At 65.5% G+C, this 21,937-nt stretch carries 23 protein-coding genes and 1 pseudogene; 18 read left to right on the top strand and 6 right to left on the bottom strand.

What is annotated here, in order from left to right:
• The first annotated feature begins 65 nt into the window (after window positions 1-65).
• Complete coding sequence (locus tag FJ973_RS22975; protein WP_140557846.1) at window positions 66-2,162, top strand: EAL domain-containing protein; 2,097 nt, start codon at window positions 66-68, stop codon at window positions 2,160-2,162.
• 121 nt (window positions 2,163-2,283) lie between these two features.
• Here FJ973_RS22975 and FJ973_RS22980 read toward each other — a convergent pair whose 3' ends face one another.
• Complete coding sequence (locus tag FJ973_RS22980) at window positions 2,284-2,481, bottom strand: hypothetical protein (RefSeq protein WP_181165267.1); 198 nt, start codon at window positions 2,479-2,481, stop codon at window positions 2,284-2,286.
• Window positions 2,482-2,686: 205 nt separating this feature from the next.
• Here FJ973_RS22980 and FJ973_RS22985 point away from each other — a divergent pair, with 205 nt between their 5' ends.
• Window positions 2,687-3,406: a 3-keto-5-aminohexanoate cleavage protein gene (locus FJ973_RS22985; protein WP_140557847.1), complete on the top strand. Its 720-nt coding sequence runs from the start codon at window positions 2,687-2,689 to the stop codon at window positions 3,404-3,406.
• A gap of 148 nt (window positions 3,407-3,554) precedes the next feature.
• Window positions 3,555-4,109, top strand: coding sequence for a cytochrome b (locus FJ973_RS22990; RefSeq protein ID WP_140500038.1), 555 nt, complete (start codon window positions 3,555-3,557; stop codon window positions 4,107-4,109).
• Here FJ973_RS22990 and FJ973_RS22995 read toward each other — a convergent pair.
• The 3 genes from FJ973_RS22995 to FJ973_RS23010 form a co-directional block, all read right to left on the bottom strand.
• Complete coding sequence (locus tag FJ973_RS22995) at window positions 4,072-5,193, bottom strand: serine hydrolase domain-containing protein (RefSeq protein ID WP_140557849.1); 1,122 nt, start codon at window positions 5,191-5,193, stop codon at window positions 4,072-4,074. The two genes, FJ973_RS22990 and FJ973_RS22995, sit on opposite strands and share 38 nt — an antisense overlap.
• 183 nt (window positions 5,194-5,376) lie before the next feature.
• On the bottom strand, window positions 5,377-6,981 hold the full coding sequence (locus FJ973_RS23005; RefSeq protein WP_140557853.1) for an ABC transporter substrate-binding protein: 1,605 nt from the start codon (window positions 6,979-6,981) through the stop codon (window positions 5,377-5,379).
• Between the two features lie 50 nt (window positions 6,982-7,031).
• A complete protein-coding gene (locus FJ973_RS23010) occupies window positions 7,032-8,165 on the bottom strand; it encodes an FAD-binding oxidoreductase (protein ID WP_140557854.1) in 1,134 nt (377 codons plus the stop codon).
• Between the two features lie 131 nt (window positions 8,166-8,296).
• Here FJ973_RS23010 and FJ973_RS23015 point away from each other — a divergent pair, with 131 nt between their 5' ends.
• The 3 genes from FJ973_RS23015 to FJ973_RS23025 all read left to right on the top strand — a co-directional run bounded on the left by FJ973_RS23015 (window position 8,297) and on the right by FJ973_RS23025 (window position 10,893).
• Window positions 8,297-8,914: an XRE family transcriptional regulator gene (locus FJ973_RS23015; RefSeq protein ID WP_140516014.1), complete on the top strand. Its 618-nt coding sequence runs from the start codon at window positions 8,297-8,299 to the stop codon at window positions 8,912-8,914.
• Window positions 8,915-9,035: 121 nt separating this feature from the next.
• Complete coding sequence (locus FJ973_RS23020) at window positions 9,036-9,740, top strand: SDR family oxidoreductase (RefSeq protein ID WP_140557856.1); 705 nt, start codon at window positions 9,036-9,038, stop codon at window positions 9,738-9,740.
• A gap of 94 nt (window positions 9,741-9,834) precedes the next feature.
• Window positions 9,835-10,893 carry a Gfo/Idh/MocA family oxidoreductase gene (locus FJ973_RS23025; RefSeq protein ID WP_140557858.1) on the top strand — a complete coding sequence of 353 codons (1,059 nt, stop codon included), beginning with the start codon at window positions 9,835-9,837 and terminating at the stop codon, window positions 10,891-10,893.
• A gap of 16 nt (window positions 10,894-10,909) precedes the next feature.
• On the opposite strand, the gene FJ973_RS23030 is transcribed toward FJ973_RS23025, so the two are convergent.
• Complete coding sequence (locus tag FJ973_RS23030; protein ID WP_140557859.1) at window positions 10,910-11,557, bottom strand: DUF922 domain-containing Zn-dependent protease; 648 nt, start codon at window positions 11,555-11,557, stop codon at window positions 10,910-10,912.
• Window positions 11,558-11,793: 236 nt separating this feature from the next.
• On the opposite strand from FJ973_RS23030, the gene FJ973_RS23035 reads away from it, so the two are divergent.
• The 6 genes and pseudogenes from FJ973_RS23035 (at window position 11,794) to FJ973_RS23060 (ending at window position 15,856) form a co-directional block, all read left to right on the top strand.
• Complete coding sequence (locus FJ973_RS23035; protein ID WP_140500024.1) at window positions 11,794-12,246, top strand: GNAT family N-acetyltransferase; 453 nt, start codon at window positions 11,794-11,796, stop codon at window positions 12,244-12,246.
• Between the two features lie 178 nt (window positions 12,247-12,424).
• Window positions 12,425-13,594 (top strand): PLP-dependent aminotransferase family protein, encoded by a 1,170-nt coding sequence (locus FJ973_RS23040; RefSeq protein ID WP_181170944.1) that lies wholly within the window; start codon window positions 12,425-12,427, stop codon window positions 13,592-13,594.
• Between the two features lie 110 nt (window positions 13,595-13,704).
• Window positions 13,705-14,085, top strand: a complete 381-nt coding sequence (locus tag FJ973_RS23045) for an ester cyclase (protein WP_140500021.1) — start codon at window positions 13,705-13,707, stop codon at window positions 14,083-14,085.
• An 11-nt stretch (window positions 14,086-14,096) separates the two neighbouring features.
• Window positions 14,097-14,261, top strand: a pseudogene (locus FJ973_RS23050) (PLP-dependent aminotransferase family protein); the annotation flags it as partial.
• A gap of 115 nt (window positions 14,262-14,376) precedes the next feature.
• A complete protein-coding gene (locus FJ973_RS23055; RefSeq protein ID WP_140557862.1) occupies window positions 14,377-15,174 on the top strand; it encodes a hypothetical protein in 798 nt (265 codons plus the stop codon).
• Between the two features lie 133 nt (window positions 15,175-15,307).
• The gene (locus FJ973_RS23060) at window positions 15,308-15,856 is read left to right on the top strand and encodes a YbhB/YbcL family Raf kinase inhibitor-like protein (RefSeq protein ID WP_140557864.1); all 549 of its coding nucleotides are present in this window, start codon (window positions 15,308-15,310) and stop codon (window positions 15,854-15,856) included.
• Window positions 15,857-15,989: 133 nt separating this feature from the next.
• Here the strand turns inward: FJ973_RS23060 and FJ973_RS23065 are convergent, their stop codons facing one another.
• Window positions 15,990-16,460: a nucleoside deaminase gene (locus FJ973_RS23065; protein ID WP_140515996.1), complete on the bottom strand. Its 471-nt coding sequence runs from the start codon at window positions 16,458-16,460 to the stop codon at window positions 15,990-15,992.
• Between the two features lie 219 nt (window positions 16,461-16,679).
• Here FJ973_RS23065 and FJ973_RS23070 point away from each other — a divergent pair, with 219 nt between their 5' ends.
• The 6 genes from FJ973_RS23070 (at window position 16,680) to FJ973_RS23095 (ending at window position 21,806) form a co-directional block, all read left to right on the top strand.
• Window positions 16,680-17,297 (top strand): C39 family peptidase, encoded by a 618-nt coding sequence (locus FJ973_RS23070; protein ID WP_140557963.1) that lies wholly within the window; start codon window positions 16,680-16,682, stop codon window positions 17,295-17,297.
• Between the two features lie 35 nt (window positions 17,298-17,332).
• Window positions 17,333-18,418 (top strand): D-alanine--D-alanine ligase family protein, encoded by a 1,086-nt coding sequence (locus FJ973_RS23075; protein ID WP_140557866.1) that lies wholly within the window; start codon window positions 17,333-17,335, stop codon window positions 18,416-18,418.
• Window positions 18,419-18,491: 73 nt separating this feature from the next.
• Window positions 18,492-18,914: a VOC family protein gene (locus FJ973_RS23080; protein WP_140500011.1), complete on the top strand. Its 423-nt coding sequence runs from the start codon at window positions 18,492-18,494 to the stop codon at window positions 18,912-18,914.
• A gap of 207 nt (window positions 18,915-19,121) precedes the next feature.
• The gene (locus FJ973_RS23085) at window positions 19,122-19,481 is read left to right on the top strand and encodes an SPW repeat protein (protein ID WP_140500009.1); all 360 of its coding nucleotides are present in this window, start codon (window positions 19,122-19,124) and stop codon (window positions 19,479-19,481) included.
• A 190-nt stretch (window positions 19,482-19,671) separates the two neighbouring features.
• Window positions 19,672-21,045 carry a nodulation protein NfeD gene (locus tag FJ973_RS23090; RefSeq protein WP_140557868.1) on the top strand — a complete coding sequence of 458 codons (1,374 nt, stop codon included), beginning with the start codon at window positions 19,672-19,674 and terminating at the stop codon, window positions 21,043-21,045.
• Entirely contained in the window at window positions 21,042-21,806 is a 765-nt protein-coding gene (locus FJ973_RS23095) for a slipin family protein (protein ID WP_140515988.1), read from the top strand. Before FJ973_RS23090 ends, FJ973_RS23095 begins: the two co-directional genes overlap by 4 nt.
• The last annotated feature ends 131 nt before the right edge of the window (window positions 21,807-21,937 follow it).

The raw sequence follows: 21,937 nt of genomic DNA on the forward strand, positions 1-21,937 counted from the left end.
GCGGTAACGCTTTCTTCTCTGGTTTTGCCGCAGAATGCCCCCGGCGGGGTTGGACGAAACGGAAGATGGCGGGTCAGGACAAGAAAAGCCGTAATGGAACGTTCTGGGAGAAGGCCCTGGAGCGCGCCCAACTTGGCGTCTGGGACTGGGACCTTCGGACAGGCGAGTGTTTCTATTCCGCCACCTGGGCGCGGATGCTGGGCTATGACGAAAGCGAGCTTGCCAACAGCAGCGACCTCTGGCTGCGGCTTACCCATCCCAACGATCGCGAGCAGGCGCTGGCCAGCGGCGACCGTCACATCGCCGGCCTGACCGACACCATCGAGACCGAGCTCAGGCTCCGGCACAAGCAAGGCCACTGGGTCTGGGTGCTCGACCGCGGCGGCATCGTCGAACGCGACCGCGACGGCCAACCGATCCGGCTGATGGGCGTGCAGACTGATATTTCGAAACAGAAGGCGGCAGAGGCCGCGCTGGAACAGGTCAACATCCGCTTCCGCCTGGCGCTCGCGGCCAGCGGCACCGGCATCTGGCACTACGACATCGCCAGCAACAAAAGCTATTGGGATTCCCGCACCAGGGAAATATTCGGCCTTGTCGCCGTTACCGACGAGGTGACGGCAGACCTATGGCACAGCTACCTGCATCCCGACGACAAGCAGGCGGCCGAACGCGCCCACAGGGCGCCGCTGGAAACCGACGGCGTCATTGCCGCGCAATACCGCATCATCAGGCGCGACGGCGAGATCCGTCATGTCGAATCGTTGGTGCGTTTCGTCGCCGCCGCTGGTGCCGCCGGCCAGATCCTCGGCACGGTGCGCGACATCACCGAGGACAAGCTGCGCGAACAGGAACTGGCCTATGCCGCCCGCCACGACGCGCTGACCGGCCTGTGGAACCGCGCCGCCTTCGACAGGCTGCTTGGCGAGCATATCGCGGCGGGAGCGCCGCTGGCGGTGTTCTATGTCGACCTTGATTACTTCAAGGCGCTCAACGACTTCGCCGGGCATGCCGCCGGCGACCTGGCGCTGAAGAGCGTCGCGGGGGGCATACGCGGCTGCCTGCCGCCGTCGGCGCATGCGGCGCGCCTGGGCGGTGACGAGTTCGCGCTGCTGGTGCCGCATTGCGACGCGGTGCAGGCCGAGCGGATCGCCGGCGCCGTGCTTGGGGCAGTGCGCGAGGCCGATCTCGGCCCGGCCGCATCATCGCGCCGACTGGCGGCCTCGATCGGCATCGCCTTCATCGATGATGCCACGACCACCGTGGCCGATGCGCTGGCTTGCGCCGACGACGCCTGCTACGCGGCCAAGGCGGCGGGACGCAACCGCTTCGCGGTGTTTTCGGCCGCGGCGCGATCGGGGGCAGCCGGACTCAACGCGGCGCGCATCGCAGCCGACACCGTCGATGCCATGGACGACGGGCGGCTGAAACTGTTCGGCCAGGAAATCCATCTCCTGGGAAAGCCATGGCAAGAGTGCCGGCACGTCGAGGTGCTGGCGAGGCTCGCCGCGCGCAACGGGCGGCTGGTGCCGCCGGGCGAATTCATCCCGGTGGCCGAGCGTTTCGGTATCGCCTCGAAACTCGACCGCTGGATCATTCGCACGGCGCTGTTGCGGCACGGACCGGCGCTGCGTGCCGGGGCGCTGACGCTGGGCTTCAACCTGTCGGCTCAGACATTGAGCGATCCGGGGCTGTGGGATTTCGTCGACAACACCATCGAGGAAACCGGTGCGCCGCATTCCGGCATCGGATTCGAGATCACCGAAACCGCGGCCGTCACCAATTTCGATGCCGCGGAGGACTTCGTGCGCAAGGCGCGTGAGCGACGCTGCCGGGTCAGCCTCGACGATTTCGGCGCCGGCATGAGCTCGTTCGAGTATCTCAGGCGCTTTCCCGTCGATGCGATCAAGATCGACGGCTCGTTCATCGAACATATCACCGACAGCCGCTTCGACCGCGAGATCGTGCTGGCGATGACCGGCATTGCCAGAAGCCTCGACTTCGCCGTGGTAGGCGAGAAGATCGAACGGCACGATACGCTGGCGATGCTCCAGGACATGGGGGTCGCCAACGGTCAGGGCTTCTTTCTGCATCGTCCCGAGCCGCTGGAGGCGATCGTTTCGCGCGCGACGGCCGGAACGCCCGACAGGCGGCGCGCCTGAAGCGGGCAAGCCGCCCGCCAGAATCGCCGAGCCACTCCAACACTCCATTAGGCAATCCCGAAGAGCTGTTAAGCACGGCCCTGGAACGGCTCCGGGAGGTCGGCCGGGCGCGGTGGAACGATCACTGGCGGTCGGCGAACCGTGCCGATCGCGGAAACTCCAACACCTCTGCCTCCGATCGCCTGTGCTGCGCCTCCGCGACCGCTTCGATCAGCAGGTCGAGGGCTTCGCATGCCGAGCGGCTTGTCTCGTCGTCGCCGCGCAAATAGTGATAGGCGCGTTCGAGATGCACCCGGGCGGCTGAAAAATCGCTGGTCAATGATCCCTCCATTACCTCGCCCTAATATACCTTGGCCGGTCCGGCGGAACGCAGGGTAAATATCCACAGGCGGATTTTATTCAAATGCCGGGGGATTCCGGCAAGAAGGGCGAGGCGGTGGCTGTCAGGAGAGACAACGCCCAACCCCTTTGCCATGCCTTGCCACGCGGCTAGAATGCTACTCCCTTGTCCGAGGATGGCAGCCATGATCGTCCAGGCCTGCATCAATGGCGCACGACCGCGCGATTTTCATCCGAAATTGCCGCTGACGGCGCAGGCGATGGCGAGCGATGCGGCCGCCTGCGTCGTCGCGGGCGCAGCCGAGCTGCACATCCATCCGCGTGGCGCGGACGGGCGCGAGAGCCTGGCCGCCGTCGACGCGACCGTGCTGGCGGTGCGTCGGGCCTGTCCCGGCACGCCGATCGGCGTGTCGACAGGCGCCTGGATCGAGAATGACGTCGAGCGCACCCGCGCGGCGATCGCCGGCTGGCGCGAACTGCCAGATTATGCCTCGGTCAATCTTTCGGAGGCCGACGCGCCCGGCGTGATGGAGCTTTTGCGCCAGCGCGGCGTCGGCATCGAGGCCGGCCTTGCCACAACGGAAGATGCCGAGCGGTTCGTCAGTCTTGCCGATCACGACCGGGTGCTGCGCATCCTGATCGAGATCGACATACAGGAATTGCCCGCCGCACTCGCCGAGGCACACGGCATCGTCGCCGCGCTGGACCGCGCCGGGGTGCGGCGGCCGATCCTGCTGCACGGCGCCGACGCCACGGTCTGGCCGTTCGTGGAGCTGGCGCGTCGAAGGCGCTGGTCGACGCGAGTCGGACTGGAAGACGGCAGGACGCTTCCCGATGGAAAGGTGGCGCTGGACAATGCGGAGATCGTCGCGGGGGCGGCGGCGGTGTTTTGGTCGAAAACCTGAAGGGTCTCAAGCGCCTTGGCTGTGCAGCCGGTGCGACAAGCCGACCCGACCTGCTCCGCCATAAATCGTTCTCACTCGAGGCGCAGCTAAATAAAGGCAAATTCGGCCTGGCGCGGGGAGCCTTGTGCAACTGCCGCGGAGTTCCTGCATGTCACTGTCCGGTACCACAACTCGCTACGGAAGCCTTGCCCAGGCATTCCACTGGTTGACGGCACTGCTCGTGCTCATCGCCTTCCTGGTCTCGGCAGGCGGTCCTCCTACACGCGTTTATTCAGCGCCCAGGGCCTCGATGCTGCTGCTTCATGAATCGCTCGGCTTCGCGGTTTTCTGGCTGCTGGTGATCCGCCTGGCCTGGCGGCTGTTCGATCGCATTCCCGACGCTCCGTCCATGCCCGCCTGGATGTATGTCGGGTCGAAGGCGGTACATTGGGCGCTCTACGCGTTGATGTTCGCTGTGCCGGTGACCGCCATGCTCGGCGCATGGTTTGGCGGCCATCCGGTCACGGTGTACGGCTTCGGTCCGATCGGTCCGCTTTTCGCCCCATGGGACGTCGGCGCTTCGCTGGCGGAAATCCACGGCACGCTTGGGGACATCCTCATGTGGTTGGCCGGCCTGCACGCCGCGGCGGCCGTCTTCCACCACGTTCTTCTGCGAGATCGCGTGCTCAGCCAGATGCTGCCCGGCTTGGCTGCTCCAGAATGATCCGGATCGCCTGATCCACCACGGGATGCAGGCCGCTGGCCTGGAAGGACAGGCGGTTGCCGGAGCCGACATTGCTGGCCATGGCGATGGTAAGACCGGTCGCCGGATCATGCAGCATGACCGCGACATAGCCCGGAATGCTGCCCTGATGGCCGTAGAAGGCGCGGTCGGCATAGGCGCTCTGGAACATGCCGGCGCCGGTCTCGCGCATGCGGGTGCCCGGGAAGCTCGCCGGCACGCGGCGTTCGAACATCTCGGCGAAGAAAGGCGGCGACAAGAGCTTGCCGGAGAACAGGCTGCGCATGAAGCTCACCATGTCGGACGGCGTCGACACCATGTCGCCGCAGCCATAGGCGGCGCCGAATGGGAAGGAATCGGAAGAATCCTGCAATTCGTCGGAGTAGGGCAGCACGCCGTCCATGCGCCACATCTCGCCGCCGGAAGCGATGTCTGTCGGTGCGCCCGGCGCCAGCGGCGGCCGGTGGTAGTAGCCGCGCACCATCGACCTTTCCGGGAATGCTTCGGTGGCTGGCGACCAGGTGTTTTCCAGGGCGAGCGGCCGCAGGACCGCGCTTCTGACATAGGCGCCGAGCGACTGGCCGGTGACGGCCTCGATCACCATGCCGGCCAACACATAGCCGGTGTTGTTGTAGACAGCGGGTCCGCCCGGTGCCTTCTGTTTGTCGGAGGCGAAGGCGATGTCGACCAGCTGCTGCGGCGTCCATTGCCGGCCCGGATCCATCGGTATGTAATATTCGAATTCCGGCAGGCCGCTGCGATGGTTGATCAGCTGGCGCACCGAAATATTCCCTGCGCCCGGCAGATCCGGGAACCAGGAGGAGATCGGCGCGCCGAGCTCGAGCTTGCCGGTCTCGGCGAGCTTGACCAGGGCGGCGGCGACGAAGGTCTTGGTGCAGCTGCCGATCTTGAACAACTGGTCCGGTGTGACTGATGTGCCATGTGCGCGATCGGCTAGGCCCGCGGTGAGGGCGATTGGCGCGGCGCCTGTCGAATAGGCCAGCGAGGCACCCACCGCGCCGTCGGCGAGGTAGCTGTTGAGGAGGGAGGTCAGGTCTTTCGGCATTGATATCGCTTTCTTTTTTCCTTCTCCCCTGTGGGAGAAGGTGGCCTCGCGAAGCGAGGTCGGATGAGGGGTGCTCCAGGGAACACCAACGTCTCATTCCGCTGGAACACCCCTCAACCGTCTCGGCGCTGCGCGCCGATCCACCTTCCCCCACAAGGGGGGAAGGACAGGGAGCGCCTGCCCTCACTCAGCCACATCGACCGCCGCGAAATTCTGCCGGCCGAAGGGGTCGAGGATGTAGTTGAGCACGCTCTTGCGGATCGGGATCGCCACCAGCGAATGGGCGATCGGCGCCACCGGCACCTCGGCCTTCAGGATTGCCTGCGCCCTGCCGTAGATCGCGGCGCGTTCTTTCGGGTCGGCGGCGACGCGGCCTTCATCCAGCAGCTTCTCGAAATCCTTGTCGCACCAGCGCGACCGGTTCGAGCCACCCTTCACGCCGTCGCAGGACAGGAGATAGCTCAGCATGTTGTCGGGATCGCCATTGTCGCTGCTGCCGCCGAGCAGGAAAGCGTCCTGCTCGCCCGCGGCGGTGCGCTTGAGATATTCGCCCCATTCGAAGCTGACGATCTCGGACTGCACGCCGACCTTCGCCCAGTCGGCCTGGATCATCTCGGCCATGCGCTTGGCGTTGGGGTTGTAGGGGCGCGACACCGGCATCGCCCATAGGCTGATCTTGAGGCCGCTTTCGTGGCCTGCTTCCTTCAGCAGTTTCTTCGCGCCGTCGGGATCGTAGTCGATGCCGGCATCGGTGACGGCGCCGAGCTGCGCCGGCGGCACGACGCTGCCGGCAACCGTGCCGGCGCCGGCATAGACGGCATCGACGATTGCCTTGCGGTCGACGGCCTTGGCAAGCGCGGTGCGCACGTGGACATCGCCCAGCGGCTGATGTTCGACGTTGAAGCCGAGGATGCCGATATTCTGGCCCTTGAGGTCGAGGACCGTGATGTCTGGATCGGCGCGCAATTCGGCGACGGCACTGGGCGGGGGCGGGGCCGCCACCTGGCATTCATTGGCCTTGAGGCGCTCGACGCGGGTGGTCGGCTCGGGCGTGACGGCGAAGACCAGCGTGTCGATCTTCGGCGCGCCGCGCCAGTAATCCTTGTTGGCGGCGTAGCGCACCTGGCTGTCGGGCACATAGGCCTCGAGCATGAACGGGCCGGTCCCGACCGGCTGGCTGTCGATCAGCTCCGGCGTGCCGGCGGCCACCATCTTTTCGGTCTGCTCCAGCGACAAGATCGAGAGGTAGTCGAGCGCCAGCCCGGCCAGGAAGGTGACGTTGGGGGCCGTCAGCGTGAAGCGCACGGTGTAATCGTCGACCTTGTCTATTTTGTCGATCAGCGTGCCCATGCCCAGCGCGTTGAAGTATTCGTAAGAGCCGCCGCCGAGCTTGTGGTAGGGATTGTTGGCGTCGCGCTGGCGGTTGAACGTGTAAAGGACGTCGTCCGCGTTGAACTCGCGCGTCGGCGTGAAATGCTCGTTCGACTGGAATTTCACGCCTTGGCGCAGGTGGAATGTGTAGGTCTTGCCGTCCGGCGAGACATCCCAGCTCTCGGCCAGCGCCGGTCCGACTTCGGTCGTGCCCGGCTTGAACTCCACCAGCCGGTTGAAGATCGTCTTGGCGGCGGCATCCATGGTGGAGTCGGCGATGCCGATCGCCGGGTTGAAGGTCTCGGGATTGGCCTCCGAGCAATAGACGAGCGTCTTGGCATGAGCCTGCCCGCCGAGAAGGACGGACGAGGCCAGAAGGGTCGAGCCAAGCACTGTGCGCAGAACGGTGGATTTCATCGCAAACGCTCCTGATGACACTTTTTCTGGTTGAGGGAAGGGCATGAAATTCATGGCTTCGCCGCCGGGGCCAGGAAGCGGTCGGGCGCCAGCCCCGCGGCGGTGACGCCAAGCGCGGTGACATCGTCGGGCAAGGGTTGGCCGCGCATCAGCGCCGAGCCGAGCCGCGCCAATGTCAGCGACACCTGGAAACCATAGCCGCCCTGGCCGCCGAGCCAGAAGAGGCCGGGCAGGCGCGGGTCGAAGCCGGCGACCGGCGTGCGGTCGGGCGCGAAGGTGCGCAGGCCGGCCCAGGGCGTCGACGGGCGGCCTATGCGCATGGACGTTGCCTGCTCGATCCGGTCGACGGCGATGGCGACGTCGATGTCTTCCGGCCAGGCGTCGCAAGGCTCGGAATCGGTTTCGTCGGCCAGCGAGCCGATCAGCCTGCCCGCGTCTGGCTTGAAGTAGAATTGTTCGTGCAGATCGACCACCAGCGGCCAGCCGGCAATGTCGGCGCCCGCGGGCGGGTCGAACAGGAAGGCGGTGCGCCGCTTGGGCTGGAAGCCGAGGCCGGTGAGCCCCGCCAGGCCGGCCACGACATCGACCCAGGCGCCGGCGGCGTTGACGACGATGTCGGCGGGATAGGCGCCGGCACTGGTGGCGACGCGCAAGCCATTGCCGGCGGGCGCGACCTCGCGCACCTCTTCGCTCGTGCGCATGATGCCGCCCCTGGCCTTCAGTGCCGAAGCGCAGGCCGCAAGCATCTTGCCGGTATCGACGTCCACCGCACCCGGTTCATGGACACCGCCGCATGTGGTTTGCGGATCGATGACGGGAACCAGCGCATGCAGCTCAGCGGCGGAGAGGCGGCGTACGCTCGGCACCATGGCCTGCAATTCGCCGGCCAGCCGGTCGACGGCCGCGCCGTCATCGGCGCGGCCGACATGCAGCGCGCCACGTTGATGCGCGACGAAGCCGCCGTCGAAGATCGCCCGGCGGCTCGCCAGCGTCAGCGCGCGCACCAGGCGGTTGCCATAAGTCTCGGTGAACAGGGCGGCCGAGCGGCCGCTGGCATGATAGCCCGGCTGGCTCTCGCGCTCGATGAGGGTGACGTCGGCCCAGTCCGCCACCTCGGCGGCAAGCGAGAGGCCGGCAATGCCGCCGCCGATGACGACGATTTTCGGGAGTGAATTCGACTGCATCGTCCAGTCGTAAAAATAATTTCTTATCCAGTCAATATTTAGCGTATAAGAAAATTGTTGGCGTTGTTGATGACGGCGGGAAGTTCAATTACCTAGGATGGAGCGGCGCGATCCCGCGGCATGGAGCTGATATGTCGGAGCAACCGAAGCTGGGTGATTGCCTGCGCGGCTTGAGGAAGACGCATGGCTGGACCCTCCAGGAGGTGAGCAGGCTCACCGGTGTCGCGGTGTCGACGCTGTCCAAGGTCGAGAACGACCAGATGTCGCTGAGTTACGACAAGCTGCTGCAGATCTGCGAAGGGCTCGGCATCCATGTAACGGAACTGCTCAGCGGCGACCGCAAGCAGCCGGCGGCGCGCACCCGCCGCTCCGTGACGTCACCGTCCAACACACTGCGCCAACTGACCCGCAATTACGACTACCGGTACCTGGCCACCGACCTGGTGCGCAAGCGCATGGTGCCGATCCACGCCTATGCGCGCGCCCGCACGCCCGAGGAGTTCGGGCCGCTGACGAAACATGCCGGCGAGGAATTTTTGATCGTGCTCAAGGGCGAGATCGAGCTGCACACCGACCAGTACGCGCCGGTGCGGCTGAAACAGGGCGAGAGCGTCTATATCGATTCCACCATGGGCCACGCCTACCTCTCTGTGGGCGACGGCGACGCCGAAATGCTGTGCGTCTGCTCCGGCGACGAGCCCGACATGGAAGGCACGCTGCTCAGCGTGCTGGAGACGGTGGAAGGATAGGGCGGTTGGCGCGTCGCATTTTTCTTCAGGTCGGTTCAGCCTTTCTGGTTCGAAGCGGCCGACGAAACCGGCTATATGACCGCTGAGACGAAATTCCCGCCAACCCGAGAAGGAAAACCCAATGAGTTCAGAAAAAGTGGCTGTCATCGTGGCCGGCGGCAGCGGCATGGGGGCGGCAGCGGCCAAGCGGCTGGCGGCGGACGGGTTCAAGGTCGCCATCCTGTCTTCGTCCGGCAAGGGCGAGGCGCTGGCCAAGGAACTGGGCGGCATCGGTGTCACCGGCTCCAACCAGTCGAACGAGGATCTGCGGCGCCTCGCGGACCTGACGCTGGAGCACTATGGCCGCATCGACGTTCTGGTCAACAGCGGCGGCCACGGGCCGCGCGCGCCGATCCTGGAGATCACCGACGAACAGTGGCACGCCGGCATGGACGTCTACCTGCTCAACGTCATCCGGCCGGTGCGCATCGTGGCGCCGCAGATGGTCAAGCAGAAGGCCGGCGCCATCATCAACATCTCGACCGCCTGGGTGGTGGAGCCGAGCCCGATGTTCCCGACCTCGGCCGTGTTCCGCGCCGGCCTTGCCGCCTACACCAAGATATTCGCCAACACGTATGCAGCGGACAATGTGCGCATGAACAATGTGCTGCCCGGCTGGATCGACAGCCTGCCGGCGACGGAAGAACGCCGCGACTCCGTGCCCATGCAGCGCTACGGCACGTCGGAAGAGATCGCCGCGACCATCGCCTTCCTGGCTTCGGAAGGCGCCGGCTACATCACCGGCCAGAACATCCGCGTCGACGGCGGGATCATTCGCGCTATTTGAGGCGGGTCCGGGAGGGAAGGCCTGTCCGACCCGCGTCGCGGAGGCGATCCGGCATCCCGCCTGACGCGACGACATCTCGCACCAAGGAGGAAAAATGCGGCTTCTGATACTTGGCACCGGCTGGATGGCGCAGGAACATGCACGGCAATTCAGCGCCATCGATGGCGTCGACATTGTCGGGGCCGTCGACCTCGATCCGGCGCGCGTCGGCGAATTCGCCGACGGCTTCAACATTCCCAACCGCTTCACCGCGCTGGACGAGGCGCTCAAATGGGGCGCTTTCGACGCCGTGGCCAATGTCACGCCGGACCGCATCCACCACCCGACCACCATGCAGCTGATCGCGGCCGGCAAGCCGGTGCTGTGCGAGAAGCCGCTGGCCGAGAATTTCGGCAAGGCGATCGAGATGGCCGAGGCCGCCGAGAAAGCCGGCATCGTCAACATGGTGAACCTCACCTACCGCAATGTCGCTGCGCTGCAGAAAGCCCGCCGGATGGTGCAGGCCGGTGAGATCGGCACGGTCCGGCATGTCGAGGCGTCCTATCTGCAGAGCTGGCTGGTGTCGAAATTCTGGGGCGACTGGCGCAGCGACCCGAAATGGCTCTGGCGGCTGTCGCTCGGCCACGGCTCCAACGGCGTGCTTGGCGATGTCGGCATCCACATCCTCGATTTCGCCAGCTATGGCGCGGCCCTCGGCATCGATCATGTGTTCTGCCGGCTGCGTTCCTTCGACAAGGCGCCGGGCAACCGCATCGGCGACTACGGGCTCGACGCCAATGACAGTTTCGCCATGACGGTGGATTTCTCCAACGGCGCCTTCGGCGTGGTGCATGCCAGCCGCTGGGCGACCGGCCATCTCAACGAATTGCGCCTGCGCATCTATGGCGACAGAGGCGGTCTCGAAGTGGTACACAATCTCGACGGCTCGTCGCTCAAGGCTTGCCTCGGCGAAAATGTCGACGACGGGATATGGGAAGAGCTCGACGCCGGCACGGTCGCGACCAACTACCAGCGTTTCGCCGACGCGGTGCGGACCGGCGTGCAGGCCGAACCGTCCTTCCGCCACGCCGCCGAACTGCAGAAGGTGCTGGATCTGGCCGTGGTGTCGGACGAGAAGCGGGCGGAGCTCGCGGCGAGCGCGCAGACGCGGTGAGGGTGGCGCCTTCCTCTCAGGGACCGGTCACGAGGCCAAAAACCAGTTTTTGCAAATTGCCGCCATTGCCGAATTCGACGCGGTCGAAATCGCGGCTTGCCTGCCGCTGCGCCTGCGACAGTTCGGAGAGGCGCCTGGTCATCTCGGTCCGGATCTTGGCGCATTTGGGATCGTCGGCAACGCTGAGGCCGACGGTCGCCGCCTCGATCTTGCGCACCATGGCGATGATATCGGCGCCATGCACTTTCTCATGGGCGGCGACGCCGGCGATGAAGCTGTCCCAGCTCTTCTGCACGGCCGGCGGCAGGGAGCCTGACGGCTTCGGCAAGGCATAGGTGATGATCAGCTTCGGCCTGGCCGATGCCAGGACGCAATCGCCGCCCTTGTTCTGGTAGTCCCTGGTCCAGGTCAGCTTGAAATTGGTGTAGGCGATGGTGCGCGTTTTGGCGCCGCGGATCAGCGGTCCGTTCTCGCCGATCGACCGGTAGAGCTCCTGTCCGGTCCGGCCTGAAATGGCGTAGGGCTTGACCGTCTCGACGGGCTTCCATTGTGCATGGGCGGCAAGCGGCAAGGCGAGCACCGCGACCAGCGACAGGCACAGACGAACACATGCTCTCAACACCGCTCTCCGCGAAACCAGGACCGGCGCCGACGCCAATGCCATCTTGTGGCTTTTCCTATATGCTGCCGGCGGGTGCTGCAAATGTGTTGGAGGGAGGCGCTGGCGCCGTGCGGCAAGACCAGGATGGGTATGGGGTTGAAGAAGTTCCCTCGGTTCGTCATCCTAGGGCGGAGCAAGGAGCGAAGCGACGCGGCGCAGACCCTAGGATGACGAAGATAGGGTGAGGCTTCCAAACCAACGGCCTTGCCGGCGCCGGCGCGTCGCCGTAAGTCGTGCTCATGATCACCTTCCGCAAGGCCCTGGCCTCCGACCTGCCTGCCCTCGTTGCCATGCTGGCGGACGATCCGCTTGGCGCGGCCAGAGAGGATGCCTCGCTGCCGCTGGCGCAGGGCTATGTCGATGCCTTCAACGCCATCGATGCCGACCCCAACCAGTTGCTGGCGGTGGCGGTCGATGGCGCCGACGTGGTCGGCACCTTGCAGATCAGCTTCCTTGCCGGGCTGTCGCGCAAGGGCGCCTGGCGCGGTCAGATCGAGGCGGTGCGGGTCGCCGGGCACCGCCGTTCCGAAGGCATAGGCAGGCTGATGATCGAATGGGCTGTTGATCAATGCCGGGCGCGCGGTTGCGGCCTCGTCCAGCTCACCACCGACAAGACCAGAGCGGACGCGCACCGCTTCTATGAAAGCCTCGGCTTCACCGGCACCCATCTCGGCTACAAGAAGACCTTGTAGCGCAGGCGGGGCCGTCGCTTTCCGCTAAGGCGGGCGGCTGGCGCATGCGGGAAGGCTAGCAGGCCCTATTCAATTTGCGGCGAGACCAGATATAGGTCAGCTAAGTTGACCTATATTCGATGCGTCCGGGGAGGCGTGCTTGACCCTTGTGAACCTGTTGGCGTCGCGCTCGTCGCGCATGAAGGCCTCGGAAATCCGCGAGCTGCTGAAGCTGCTCGACCAGCCGGACATCATCTCCTTCGCAGGCGGCATTCCCGATCCGGCGCTGTTTCCGGCCGAGGCGATCCGCGACGCCTATGCCGACGTGCTCGGCGGCGGCGAGGCGGGGGCCGCGCTTCAGTACCAGGTGAGCGAGGGCTATCTGCCGCTGCGGCGATGGATCGCCGGGCAGATGGGCAAGCTCGGCGTCGCCTGCGAGGAAGCCAACATCTTCATCACTTCGGGCTCGCAGCAGGCGCTCGATTATATCGGCAAGCTGCTGCTGTCGCCCGGCGACACCGCACTGGTGACGTGGCCGACCTATCTCGGCGCGCTGCAAGCCTTCAACGCCTATGAACCGCGCTACGACCGGCTGCGGCCGGAAGGCGGTAACATGACGCCGGATGCCTATCGCGCGGCGGCGGCGGCGAATGGCGGCCGGGTCAAGTTCGCCTATCTGGTGCCGGATTTCGCCAACCCGACCGGCAACACGCTGGACAGGCAGCAGCGCGAGGCGGTGCTCGACCTTGCCGGCGAGCTCGACATCGCAATCGTCGAGGACGCCGCCTACCGGGCGCTGCGCTATGATGGCGAAAGCGTGCCGCCGATCCTGGCGCTGGACTGCGCCCGATCCGGCGGCATCGACAAGGCGCGCACGCTCTATTGCGGCTCGTTCTCGAAGATCCTGTCGCCGGGCATGCGCGTCGGCTGGGTCTGCGCGCCGCGTCACGTGGTGGAGAAGCTGGTGCTGATGAAGCAGGCTTCCGACCTGCACAGCCCGTCGATCAACCAGATGGTGATGCACCGGGCGGCCGAAGCGGTGTTCGAGGCCCAGGTCGAAAAGCTGATCGGCGCCTATCGCGAACGCCGCGACGGCCTGCTCGGCGCGCTCGCGGCCAACATGCCGGAAGGCGTGACCTGGAGCCGCCCGGAAGGCGGCATGTTCGTCTGGGTGACGCTGCCGGAAGGCGCTGACGCCACCACGCTCCTGGCGCGCTCGGTGAAGGAGGCGCGTGTCGCCTTCGTGCCCGGCAGCGCCTTCTTCGCCGATGGCACCGGGCGCAACACGCTGCGGCTGTCCTTCACGCTCGCTGACCGGCGCGCGGTGAGCGAGGGCATTCCGCGGCTGGCGGCGCTGCTCAAGGCTTAAGGCGCCGGCCAAACGACGGCGCATCGCCCCAGCGGCGAACAAACCCGGGTTGCCCTGACTTGTTGCTGGTGCAAAATAGGCTTGTGTCCACGAACGCGGGTTCATGCGCCATGACCGACCTTTCCGGTATCTACCGCGACTACATTGCCTGCCTCAACCGGCAGGACTGGCCGAACCTCGGGCAGTTCGTCGACGATGACGTGTCCCACAATGGCAGGCGGATCGGTCTCTCCGGCTACCGTGCGATGCTGGAGAAGGATTTCGACGACATTCCGGATCTTCGTTTCGATATCCGGCTGCTGGTCTGCGATCCGCCTCATGTCGCGAGCCGCCTGATGTTCGACTGCACGCCCAGGGGAAATTTCCTCGGGCTTGCCGTAGACGGCCGGAAAGTGTCCTTCGCCGAGAACGTCTTCTATGAATTTCGCGGCGCGAAGATCCGGCTCGTGTGGTCCATCATCGACAAGGCCGCCATCGAAGCCCAGCTTTGAACCACGAACCTCTCCTGGCGTGCTCGGTGAAGGAAGCGCGTGTCGCCTTCGTGCCCGGCAGCGCCTTCTTCGCCGATGGCACCGGGCGCAACACGCTGCGGCTGTCCTTCACCTTGGCCGACCGCCGCGCTGTGACCGAGGGCATTCCCAGATTGGCCAAGCTGCTGAGGAACTAGCAACCGACCGGATTCCTGGCCCCGGGGCGTCAGGCCGGCTTGTCGGCAGCCCTTGTGCGCCTGGCAAGGCGTGCGGTAAATGCGGGCGTGCCTTTGCCGGTCGAATGAGGATGTCATGGTCTCCGCAACGCCCAGAGTGACGCTGCTTCTCGGCAGCGCGCCCGACGTCGTGCGCTGCGCCGCCTGGCCGAAGGAGACCTTCGCCAGCATCGTCGCCATCAACAATGCCTGGCGCGTGCGCCCCGACTGGGACGTGCTGGTACATGCCGGCGATTTCCCGTCCAACCGGATGCCGCCTCTGGAACCGCTGCGGCAGGCCGAGATCTTCAGCGCCGCGCATTACGTGCCGGCCCAGAATACTTTCGGCGGCTTCGTCTATGCCGGCGCCACCATGTCGCTGACAGCGGCCTATTGGGCCGTCCACAGCCAGAGGCCGGACGTGCTCGCCTTCCTCGGCTGCGACATGATCTACGACACGGCCGGCGACACCCATTTCTACGGCATCGGCCGCGCCGACCCGCTGCGCGACGATGTCACGCTGCAGAGCCTCGAGGCCAAATCCGCCCGCCTGCTCATTCATGCGCTGCGACGCGGCACGCTCTGCATCAACCTGTCGGACCTGCCGCAAAGCCGCCTGGTCTTCCCAAGGCTGTCCTTCGAGGAATTGTGGTTACTGTCCCCCGAGCGCCTCGCCGGCATGAAGATGGATGCGCGTGCGGGCATCCATCAGCATAGGGTCGAGGCGGCCGAGCAAATCGAGCGCGAGCTCGGCTATTTCTACGAGGATGGCATGTACTGGAACCATCTCGACGAAATCGACGGCGCGCAGCTAGCCGACATCGACCGGCTCTGGATCTCGGCGATCGGTCCGCCGGCGGCTGAGCCGACCCAAGAATGCAGCGCGGCGGAATAGCGCCGTCGGCAGCCCATGTCGGGAGGATCGACGGTTCCAGCAGCCCTCACCAGCATTTTCGCGCCAAATTGCCTAATTTCGGGCCGCTTTTCGGCTAAACTCGTCGGCATCTTGGCTGGACGTGGAGGAAGCCATGAGCTTGCGCTTCGGTTTCGCCGTGCTGGTGCTGTTCGGCCTCGCCAATCAGGCGGCGGCTTTCGAGATTTCGAGCCCGTCGGTTTCCAACGGCAAATGGCCCGAAAAATATCTCGGCGACAAGGCCGGCGGCTGCAGCGGGCAAAGCGTATCGATCGCTTTGAGATGGAAGGACCCGCCGGTCGGCACCAAGAGCTACGCGCTCACCATGTTCGACCCCGACGCCGGCGGCGGCAAAGGTTTCTGGCACTGGCTGGCCTGGAACATCCCGGCAAGCGCGAAGGGCTTGGCCGAAGGGGCGGGCTCGAAGCGCGGCAAGGGCTTGCCCAAGGGTACGGTGCTCGGCAAGGGCGGCATCGGCCGCGCGGGTTATTTCGGGCCATGCCCGCCGCCCGGCAGCGGCACGCATCACTATGTCTTCACGCTCTATGCGCTCGGCGCGCCGAAGCTGCGCGCGCCGGAGAATCCCTCTCCGGAAATGGTGGCAGTGGCCGCGAAGAGCCAGGCGCTCGGCGAGACCAGCGTGACATACACCTATGGGCGGTAAGCATGACCGGTTCAGGCAGTCGCCCGGGCCACCAGCGCATTGACGGCGCTGTTGGCAAACACGTTCCAAGAGATCGTTTGAATTCCGTTCCGGTGGCCATCTGGCGGCTTTGCGCGCGGCCTCGGCCGGCGCGTCAGCGCGTCCAGAAATCGCGATGCGGCGCGATCAGCTCGTCCTCGATCTCGGGGAAGGGGCCAAAGACCTCGATCTTCTTCTGGCCCGAGGCGAGCACTGTGCGCGAGGGCAGGCTCATCGTCGGATTCTCGGCGTGATCGCCGGTGAGCGCCAGGAGCTTCGTCTCCTCGAAGCCGTAGACCAGGCGGCCGATATTGGCCCAGTAGAGCGTTCCGGCGCACATCGCACAGGGTTCGCCGGTCGAGACCAGCGTGCAGGACCAGAGGAAATCCGGCTCGTAGGCAGCCGCGGCGCGCCGGGCAAGCTCCGTCTCGGCATGGCGCACCGTGTCGAGATTTCCCTGGCGCATAAGCACGCGATCGTCCGGCCCGACCAGCACACAGCCGAACGGATGATGGCCGTGCACGGCCGCCTCGCGAGCGACGGCGTCGGCAGCACGCAGGTGGGCGAGCATCTGGTCGCGGGTCATTGCGCAATCCTAACACGACGGGCGAGGAGAAGAACCGACACCCGGCGACCGGCTTCGTAGGGCTGAGAGTGCGCCGATCGGCGGGCATTGGCAAGCTTCGCCCGGCGGGCAAAACCCGAGCGCGGGCCATCGCCTGATCAGGCGAATGAGGTTTGAAGCACTGTTCTCCGCTCCCGTATCCCTGTATACGAAATTGAAATGATCTGTTTTGAGGAATTGATGAGCCCACCGCCTGGGACCGTGCCGTTTTTCAGCCAGTGGGAGACGCCCGATATGACTTCGGCCGTCCTTGCCGATGGCGCCGAGGTGGCGCTGCGGCACGATCCGCTGTGGGAGAACTCGGGCGCGCGCACACTCGACGAATACGCGCTGTGGGCCGCCAATGTCTGCGGCATGGCGTGCCTCAAGATGATCCTGGCGGCGCGCGGCCAGATCGTGCCGACGATCGAACTGGCCAGGCGCTGCACTGGCTATGGCGGCTATGTCGTCACCGAGGGATCGATCAAGGGCCTGATCTACGCCCCCTTTGTCAGCTTCGTGAAGGCGGAATTCGGCCTGGAAGCGAAGGTGATGACCAGTGTCGCTACATCGGATATTCCGGCGATCCTCGGGCAGTCGCGCTTCTTCATCGCCTCGGTCAGCAGTTCGATCCGCTGGCCCGAGCGCGAGCCGCCGTCCAAGGGCGGCCATCTGGTGCTGGTCATGTCGGCATCGGATGAAGGTTTTCGCTTTCACAATCCGTCCGGCCATACCGGCGCCACACAGGCGAACGCAGTGTTGTCGGCCGCCGATTTCGATCGCTTCTTTGCCAATCGCGGCATTGCCGTCAGCATTTGATCTTGTGGGATTTCGATGAAGGACAAGGCTTTTCAATGAAGAACAAGATTAGGGTCGCCGTCCTCTATGGCGGACGTTCGGCCGAGCATGACGTATCGCGCCTTTCGGCCGCCAATGTGCTGAAGGCCATCGACCGGACGCGCTACGAGGTGGTCCCGATCGCCATTTCCAGGGACGGAAGATGGCTGCTGCAACCATCCTCCGAGGCTGGCGACGACAGAGCCGGGGCACCGGTGTCTGAGGACGGCGTGGAGGTCGCATTGTTGCCCGGTGGTAGAGGCAGGCTGGTGGCCGCACGGGGCGGCGGAGCACAGCCCGACCTGCCGCCGGTCGACGTCGTCTTTCCCGTGCTGCACGGTCCTTTCGGCGAGGACGGCTCGGTGCAGGGCTATGCCGAGGTCGCCGACGTCGCCTATGTCGGCTGCGGCATTCTCGCCTCGGCCGCCGCCATGGACAAGGATGTCGCCAAGCGGCTGCTGCGCGAGGCCGGGCTGCCGGTTGCCCGTTCCGTCACCGTGCATCGAAACGATGTCGGGCCGTTCCAGGAGATCGCCGGCGCGCTCGGCCTGCCTTTCTTCGCCAAGCCGGCGCGCCAGGGCTCGTCGTTCGGCGTCAGCAAGGTGAACGACCGGGACGGCTTCGAACGGGCCGTCGAGACGGCTTTCCGCTACGACGGCAAGGTCCTGATCGAAGAGTTCGTCGACGGCCGCGAGATCGAATGCTCGGTGCTGGAGCGGGCCGACGGAACGCTGACCGTATCGCTGCCCGGCGAAATCATCCCGGCCGGCAAGCACGGCTTCTACACCTATGAAGCCAAATATCTCGACGCCGACGGCGCCGTGGTGAACGTGCCCGCCGATGTCCCGGCCGCCGTCGCCGACAAGGCAAGGGAGATGGCCGCGCGGGCTTTCCAGGCGCTCGGCTGCGAGGCGATGGCCCGCGTCGACTTCTTCCTGCGGGCTGACGGCTCGCTGCTGGTCAACGAGGTCAACACGCTGCCCGGCTTCACCGACATCTCGATGTATGCCAAGGCGCTGGCGGCGATCGGCATCGGCTACAGCCAGGTCATCGACGTGCTGATCGAGCACGCACTGGCGCGGCATGCCGCGCGAAAGTCCTGACGTTCGGCGCGGCATTGACGGCGGATCACGCGAAGCTAGTTAGATTCGAGCCCTTGGCGAGAGGAGAGCTTGCATGGAAGAACTGCATCGCGGCCGGCTCATCGATCATATCCAGCTAGTGGTCAGGGACATCGCCGCCAGCCGCCGCTTTTACGAAGCAGTATTTCGAGTGCTCGATATTCCGATCGGCGGCAGCGCCGCCGATTATTTCTGGGCCGACGAGCTTTTCATTTCAACCGCCGACAGCCGGGCGGCTCGGGGAGAGTTGACCGGTCGCCATCACCTGGCATTCCAGGCGAAAGACCGCGCCATGGTCGATGCGTTCTATAAGGCCGGGCTGGACGGCGGCGGCAGGGACAATGGCGGGCCGGGTGAACGCCGGTACCACCCCGGCTACTACGCCGCTTTCCTTCTCGACCCGGACGGCAACAACATCGAAGCGGTGCATCACGGGGCGGCCAACCGCAGTGCCGCCTCGGTGAAGATCACGTTCTAGAATGCGCCGACAAGAGGCGGGTGGTTTTGCTTTGATGTGGCCGGTCTCGTTGATCCCGATCGGGTGGAGGGAGCTCGATCCACGCGGAGGCGACCCGTCCGTGGGGCAGGCCTTGAAGGCCATGTGAGGCATAGTTACATCAACCATTAAGCGTGCGTTTGCACGCGAATACAACGCTTTGGCCAAGCTTCATCTATGGAGGTTGTCATGGCAAATACACTCATGGAAGGAAAGAAAGGCCAGGACTGGCTCAATCTGGTCCTTGCCGTCTGCCTGTTCATCTCACCCTGGATAATCGGCTTCGCTGCTGAAACCGCTCCCGCATGGAACGCCTGGATTGTCGGCGTCGTGCTGGGCGCGGTGGCCGTGGCGGCGCTTGCCGCCTTCGCCGAGTGGGAGGAATGGGTAGGTGTCGTTCTCGGGCTCTGGCTGATCGTGTCGCCCTGGCTGCTCAAATTCATGGCGAACACGAATGCGATGGCCACCCACGTCATTCTCGGCGTGCTGGTGGTTGCCGTATCGGGTTGGGCCGTCTGGGACGTCCGTCACCCGCACGCACATGCGTGACCGCTGACCAAGGACGGGGCCGGCGCGCGAGCGGGGCCCCTTCCGGCTTTGAACGTCTGCCCATTGCGTTTGCCGCCGGCTGCGAAGGGCAGGGTCGCCGGCTTGCAATCTGAGGCCAGGCCATGGATTTCGACGGACCGAACGCCATATCCTGCACAGCATATCCCGCGTAATCCAGGGAGTTTTGAGCGTGACCCTCGCGCGGATGGCGGTTTTTGCAGTGGCTTTCATGGCCGCCGCGGCCGCCAGTCACTCTTCCGTGACCGCGGAGGCTACGGAGAAGGTCGCGTTGCGCGTCGTGATCGACGGCGCCATCGGCCCGGCGAGCGCCAGGCAGCTCAACGAAGCGCTGGCCAAAGCCGCCGAGCGGCACGCCGAAGCCGTTGTCCTCGAGATCGACACACCGGGCGGGCTGGTCACCTCGATGCGCGAAATGATCGCCGATATCCTTGCCTCGCCGGTTCCCGTCATCGGCTATGTCGCGCCGGCCGGCGCGCATGCGGCAAGTGCCGGAACCTATATCCTTTATGCCACCCATGTCGCGGCGATGGCGCCCGGCACCAATCTGGGCGCCGCCACGCCGGTCGAGCTTGGCGGGTTGCCGCCACTTCCCGGTGGCGACCAAAAGGACAAGGGCGACCAGAAGAATGCCACCGGGCCTCCGGCCGGCGACCCGATGATGACAAAGGTGACGAACGACGCGGTCGCCTTGATCCGTTCGCTCGCCGAACTGCGCGGCCGCAATGCCGACTGGGGCGAAAAGGCGGTGCGCGAGGCAGCCAGCCTTTCCGCCAATGCGGCACTTCAGGCACATGTAGTCGACCTCGTCGCCCGCGACACGGCCGAGCTGCTCCAGCTTGCCGACGGCCGCACGGTCGAGGTGGCCGGCAAGCAACAGGTGCTGGCGACCAAGGGCGTGGCGGTCGAGACGCTCGATCCCGGCTGGCTGATCCGGCTTCTCGCCGTCATCACCGATCCCAACATCGCCGTCGTCCTGATGCTTGCCGGCGTCTACGGCCTCGTCTTCGAGTTCACCAGCCCAGGCGCAGTGGCGCCCGGCGTGATCGGGACCATCTGCCTGCTGCTCGGGCTCTATGCCCTCAATCTGCTGCCGATCAGCTATACCGGCCTCGCCCTGATGCTGCTTGGCATCGCCTTCCTCGTCATTGAGGCCTTCAACCCGACCGTGGTGCTCGGGCTTGGAGGCGTGGCCGCCTTCCTGCTCGGCGCCGCCATGCTGCTCAAGGTCGAGGGCCCGGGCTTCGAGATGTCGTGGGCGCTCATCGGCACCGCCGCGGCGCTGACGCTTGGCCTGGCGCTGCTGGCCGGCAGCTATCTGTGGAGGACGCGCAAGAGCCTGCCGCGTGTCGGCGCGCAGGCCATGCACGGGCTGCCGGCCAGGATCCTCGACTGGTCGGGCAGCGAGGGCCATGTGCTCGCGCAGGGCGAGCGCTGGCGGGCGAAAGCCGATGAACCGCTCGCCCCCGGCGACAGCGTCGAGGTGGCCGACGTCAGGGATCTCGTGCTGACGGTCCGGCGCAGGAACAATGGAGCAAGGCAATGATCATCGGTTACGTCGCCTATCTGGTGCTCGCCCTCATCGTGCTGATCTTCCTGTCCGCCGCCATTCGCATCCTGCGGGAATATGAGCGCGGCGTGGTCTTCACGCTCGGCCGCTTCACCGGGGTGAAGGGCCCCGGCCTCATCCTCCTCGTCCCCTTCGTCCAGCAGATGGTGCGGGTCGACCTGCGCGTGGTGGTCCAGGACGTGCCGCCGCAGGACGTGATCTCGCGCGACAACGTCTCGGTGAAGGTGAACGCGGTGCTGTATTTCCGCATCGTCGACGCCGAGCGGGCCGTTATCCAGGTCGAGGACTTCATGGCCGCGACAAACCAGCTCGCGCAGACCACGTTGCGCTCGGTTCTCGGCAAGCACGAGCTCGACGAGATGCTGGCCGAGCGCGACAAGTTGAACAGCGACATCCAGGAGATCCTGGACCAGCGGACCGACGCATGGGGCATCAAGGTGTCCAATGTCGAGATCAAGCATGTCGACCTCAACGAGAACATGGTCCGCGCCATCGCCAAGCAGGCCGAGGCTGAAAGGCTGCGGCGCGCGAAGGTGATCAACGCCGATGGCGAGCAGCAGGCGGCGGCAAAGCTGGTCGAGGCCGGCAAGATGCTGGCGCAGGAGCCGCAGGCCATGCAACTGCGCTATTTCGAGGCGCTGCACGACATCGCCGGCGAGCGCTCGTCGACGGTGGTGTTTCCGCTGCCGATGGACCTGCTAGCGATCTTCAACAAGCAGCCGGGCGCCGGGAAATAAGTTGGGAGGGGTTTGGCAGCCCGGCCGCGGGCCGGCGAGCTCGGGACCGGCACGATCACCCGGCGATTCCCCGAAGTTGCGATCTCCACGCCAAGCGCTGCCGGTCCTTTGCTGTCAATTTTAGGAGTTTT

Origin of the sequence: Mesorhizobium sp. B2-1-3 (assembly GCF_006442495.1) — a bacterium.
Lineage (GTDB): Bacteria > Pseudomonadota > Alphaproteobacteria > Rhizobiales > Rhizobiaceae > Mesorhizobium.

Bases quoted from the DNA above. Each gene is read 5' to 3' on its own strand.
- FJ973_RS22990 (WP_140500038.1), top strand. From the start codon at position 3,555: ATGTCACTGTCCGGTACCACAACTCGCTACGGAAGCCTTGCCCAGGCA.
- FJ973_RS22975 (WP_140557846.1), top strand. From the start codon at position 66: ATGGCGGGTCAGGACAAGAAAAGCCGTAATGGAACGTTCTGGGAGAAG.
- FJ973_RS23085 (WP_140500009.1), top strand. From the start codon at position 19,122: ATGGCAAATACACTCATGGAAGGAAAGAAAGGCCAGGACTGGCTCAAT.
- FJ973_RS23005 (WP_140557853.1), bottom strand. From the start codon at position 6,981: ATGAAATCCACCGTTCTGCGCACAGTGCTTGGCTCGACCCTTCTGGCC.
- FJ973_RS23040 (WP_181170944.1), top strand. From the start codon at position 12,425: ATGAAGGCCTCGGAAATCCGCGAGCTGCTGAAGCTGCTCGACCAGCCG.
- FJ973_RS23080 (WP_140500011.1), top strand. From the start codon at position 18,492: ATGGAAGAACTGCATCGCGGCCGGCTCATCGATCATATCCAGCTAGTG.
- FJ973_RS22985 (WP_140557847.1), top strand. From the start codon at position 2,687: ATGATCGTCCAGGCCTGCATCAATGGCGCACGACCGCGCGATTTTCAT.
- FJ973_RS23015 (WP_140516014.1), top strand. From the start codon at position 8,297: ATGTCGGAGCAACCGAAGCTGGGTGATTGCCTGCGCGGCTTGAGGAAG.
- FJ973_RS23095 (WP_140515988.1), top strand. From the start codon at position 21,042: ATGATCATCGGTTACGTCGCCTATCTGGTGCTCGCCCTCATCGTGCTG.
- FJ973_RS23010 (WP_140557854.1), bottom strand. From the start codon at position 8,165: ATGCAGTCGAATTCACTCCCGAAAATCGTCGTCATCGGCGGCGGCATT.
- FJ973_RS23055 (WP_140557862.1), top strand. From the start codon at position 14,377: ATGGTCTCCGCAACGCCCAGAGTGACGCTGCTTCTCGGCAGCGCGCCC.
- FJ973_RS22995 (WP_140557849.1), bottom strand. From the start codon at position 5,193: ATGCCGAAAGACCTGACCTCCCTCCTCAACAGCTACCTCGCCGACGGC.
- FJ973_RS23020 (WP_140557856.1), top strand. From the start codon at position 9,036: ATGAGTTCAGAAAAAGTGGCTGTCATCGTGGCCGGCGGCAGCGGCATG.
- FJ973_RS23030 (WP_140557859.1), bottom strand. From the start codon at position 11,557: ATGGCATTGGCGTCGGCGCCGGTCCTGGTTTCGCGGAGAGCGGTGTTG.
- FJ973_RS23045 (WP_140500021.1), top strand. From the start codon at position 13,705: ATGACCGACCTTTCCGGTATCTACCGCGACTACATTGCCTGCCTCAAC.
- FJ973_RS23075 (WP_140557866.1), top strand. From the start codon at position 17,333: ATGAAGAACAAGATTAGGGTCGCCGTCCTCTATGGCGGACGTTCGGCC.
- FJ973_RS23065 (WP_140515996.1), bottom strand. From the start codon at position 16,460: ATGACCCGCGACCAGATGCTCGCCCACCTGCGTGCTGCCGACGCCGTC.
- FJ973_RS23070 (WP_140557963.1), top strand. From the start codon at position 16,680: ATGAGCCCACCGCCTGGGACCGTGCCGTTTTTCAGCCAGTGGGAGACG.
- FJ973_RS23035 (WP_140500024.1), top strand. From the start codon at position 11,794: ATGATCACCTTCCGCAAGGCCCTGGCCTCCGACCTGCCTGCCCTCGTT.
- FJ973_RS23025 (WP_140557858.1), top strand. From the start codon at position 9,835: ATGCGGCTTCTGATACTTGGCACCGGCTGGATGGCGCAGGAACATGCA.
- FJ973_RS23060 (WP_140557864.1), top strand. From the start codon at position 15,308: ATGAGCTTGCGCTTCGGTTTCGCCGTGCTGGTGCTGTTCGGCCTCGCC.